Genomic DNA, 2945 nt, shown 5'->3' on the forward strand with positions numbered 1-2945 from the left:
GGGCCGTCCTCGACGCGCTCGGCCTCCGGGTCCGCGGCGAGGACGGCCGGCCGCCCGCCGACCTGCCCGCCGCGGTGCGGACGGCCCGTGACCCGCTGGCCGCGCTGCTGCGGTCGGCCGGGGTGCGGTCCCGCCCGATCACCCTGCCGGAGGGCCCGGACTGGCACGCCGACCCGGCCGGGCTGGCCGGCCCGGTGGTCGGGTTCGCCGCGGACGATGGCCGTCCGATCGCGCTGGTGCCGCGCCCGTCCGGCGGCCACCGGCGGTACGACCCGGCGGGTGCCCGACCCGCCGGCCGCAAGCACCGGGTGGCGCTGCAGCGGCGGGCACTGCTGCTGTACCCGCCGCTGCCGCCCGGTGCGCTCGGTCCGGCCGGGCTGGCCCGGTTCGTGCTGGCCGTTCCGGGTGCCCGCCGGGACCTCGCCCGGCTCACCGCGGCCGGCCTGGCCGCGGCCCTGCTCGGCCTGCTGGTGCCGCTCAGCACCGGCGTGCTGCTGCCGCAGCTGCTCGCGGCGGACCGGCACCCCGTCCGCTGGCTGGCCCTGCTGCTGGGGTCGGCGGTGGCGGCGTCCTGGTTGCTGGTGCTCGTCCGCAACACGGCGGCCGTCCGGCTGACCGGGCGGGTGCAGTCCGCGCTGGAACCGGCCGTCTGGGACCGGCTGCTGGGCCACGACGCCCGGTTCTTCCGCGACTTCACCACCGGCGACCTGGTGCACCGGGCGAACGCGGTCGCCCAGGCCCGCCAGGCGATGTCCGAGGTGCTGGTCGGCGCGGTGCTCGGCGCGGTGTTCGCCACCTCCGGGCTGACCGTGCTGCTGCTGGTCGACCCGTGGCTCGGCGCGCTGCTGCTGCTCGCCGTGCTGGCGGTCACCGGGCTGCTGCTGGCCCTCGGCCGCCGTCGGCAGCGGTACGAGAGCGAGGTGTTCGCCCTGCACGGCCGGCTGCAGGGCGTGCTGTACGGGCTGCTGCTCGGCATCGACAAGATCCAGACGGCGGGCCGGGAGATCCAGGCCTTCGCCCGCTGGGCGGTGCCCTTCGCCGCGCAGAAGCGGGCCGACGCCGCCGCCCAGCGGGCCGACGCCGCGGCCGGTGCGCTGACCGCCGCCCTGCAACCGCTGCTGCTGGCGGTGCTGCTGGCGGGCGCGACGGCGGCCGGGGACACCCCGTCCGGGCACCTGATGGCCGCCGGTGTCGCCGCCGGCCAGGTCGCCATGGCGCTCGGCCAGGTCACCCACGCCGCCGCCGGCGCCTACGGCATCGCCCCCGTGCTGGACCGGTTGCGGCCGATCCTCGCCGAGTCCGCACCGGGCGAGCGCCGCGGGGCACTCGCCGACCCCGGCCCGCTCGGCGGCGACGTCGCCCTGGAGAACGCGGTGTTCCGCTACCCGGGCACCGCCGCCCCCGCCCTGGACGGCGTCTCGCTGCACGCCGCACCCGGCGAACTGGTCGCCGTGGTCGGCCCGTCCGGCGCCGGCAAGTCCACCCTGGTACGGCTGCTGCTCGGCTTCGAGCAGCCGGAGTCGGGGACCGTCCGCTACGACGGCCGGGACCTCGCCGGCCTCGACGCCCGGCTGGTCCGCCGCCGGCTCGGCGCCGTCCTCCAGCACGGCCGGATGCTGCGCGGCTCCCTGCTGGAGAACCTCGCCGGCACCGACAGCGAGGTCACCGAGGACCGCATCTGGGAGGCCGCCGAACTCGCCGGCATCGCCGACGACCTGCGCCGCCTGCCGCTCGGCCTCGGCACCCGGATCGGCGAGGACGCCCAGGGCTTCTCCGGCGGGCAGGTCCAGCGGCTGCTGCTGGCCCGCGCCCTCGTCCGCCGGCCCGCCGTGCTGCTGCTCGACGAAGCCACCTCCGCCCTCGACAACGCCACCCAGCGCAAGGTCGCCGAGGCCGTCGCCGGCCTCGACACCACCCGCATCGTCATCGCCCACCGGCTCAGCACCGTCCGCACCGCCGACCGCATCCACGTGCTCTCCGGCGGGCGGGTCACCGCCACCGGCACGTACGACGAACTGCTCGGCACCGACCCGCTGTTCACCCGCCTCGCCCGACTCCAGGAGATGTGAGATGTCGCTCGACCTGCAGACCTGGCTCCGCCCCGCCGACGCAGCCGCCGACGAGGGTGCCGACGGCCCCGCCCGGCTGCTCCCCGGCACCGCCCGGGGCGACGAGCGGCTGCGCGCCGTGGTGGCCGCCGCGGCCTCCTTCGAGGACCGGGCCGCCGCCCGGCCGGACGGCACCGCACACTTCGCCCCCGACCCGGACGAGGACCGGCGGACCCGCGCCGCCGCCGTCGACACCTGGCTGCGCCGCGCCGCCGGCGGCCATGGCGGCGCCGGTGTCCTGCTCGACCACCTCGCGGAGACCGGCCGGCCGCTCGGCGACGGCCTGCGCCCGGTCGTCCTCGCCGACCCGGCCGCGCTGCCGCCCTGGGCGCTCGCCCTCGCGGCCTTCCTGCGCACCCTGCCCGCCGCACCCGGCCCGGAGACCACCGCGCCCGGCGCCCTCACCGCCGCCTTCGGGGCCGCCGCCCGGGCGCTGCTGCCCGACGGCCCCGGCGGGATCCTCGGCGTCCCGGTCACCGACCGGGCCCGCGGAGACCTGGCCGGCGCCCTGACCGCCCGGCTCACCGAGGCCTGCAACCTCTCGCTCTGCCACGAACTGCAGGCCGCCACCGGCCGGCCGCGCGCCACCGACTGGGACGCCGCCGGCGGCCTGGACACCTCCGTCGAGGGCTGGCTCGCCCGGCTGGAGCGGCTGCCCGCCCTCGCGTACCTGGTCGGCACCGTCTGCCGGCAGTGGCAGCACGTGCAGACCGAACTGTTCGCCCGGCTCGCCGCCGACCGGGCGCTGCTCGTCGAGCAGCTCTGGCAGGGCGAGGATCCGGGCCCCCTCGACCAGGTCCGCGGCGACGCCGGCGACCGGCACGCCGGGGGGCGCGC

The 2945-nt window shown here is 78.9% G+C and carries 2 protein-coding genes; both read left to right on the forward strand.

The window, feature by feature from the left end:
• Positions 1-2069: ATP-binding cassette domain-containing protein (locus ABD353_RS39430; RefSeq protein WP_344628543.1), on the forward strand; the 2069-nt coding region annotated here is incomplete at its 5' end.
• Position 2070: 1 nt separating this feature from the next.
• Positions 2071-2945, forward strand: an 875-nt coding sequence (locus tag ABD353_RS39435; RefSeq protein ID WP_344628544.1) for a DUF4135 domain-containing protein, incomplete at its 3' end; no start/stop codon positions are given.

The organism is Kitasatospora arboriphila, from assembly GCF_039528095.1.
GTDB classification, from domain to species: domain Bacteria; phylum Actinomycetota; class Actinomycetes; order Streptomycetales; family Streptomycetaceae; genus Kitasatospora; species Kitasatospora arboriphila.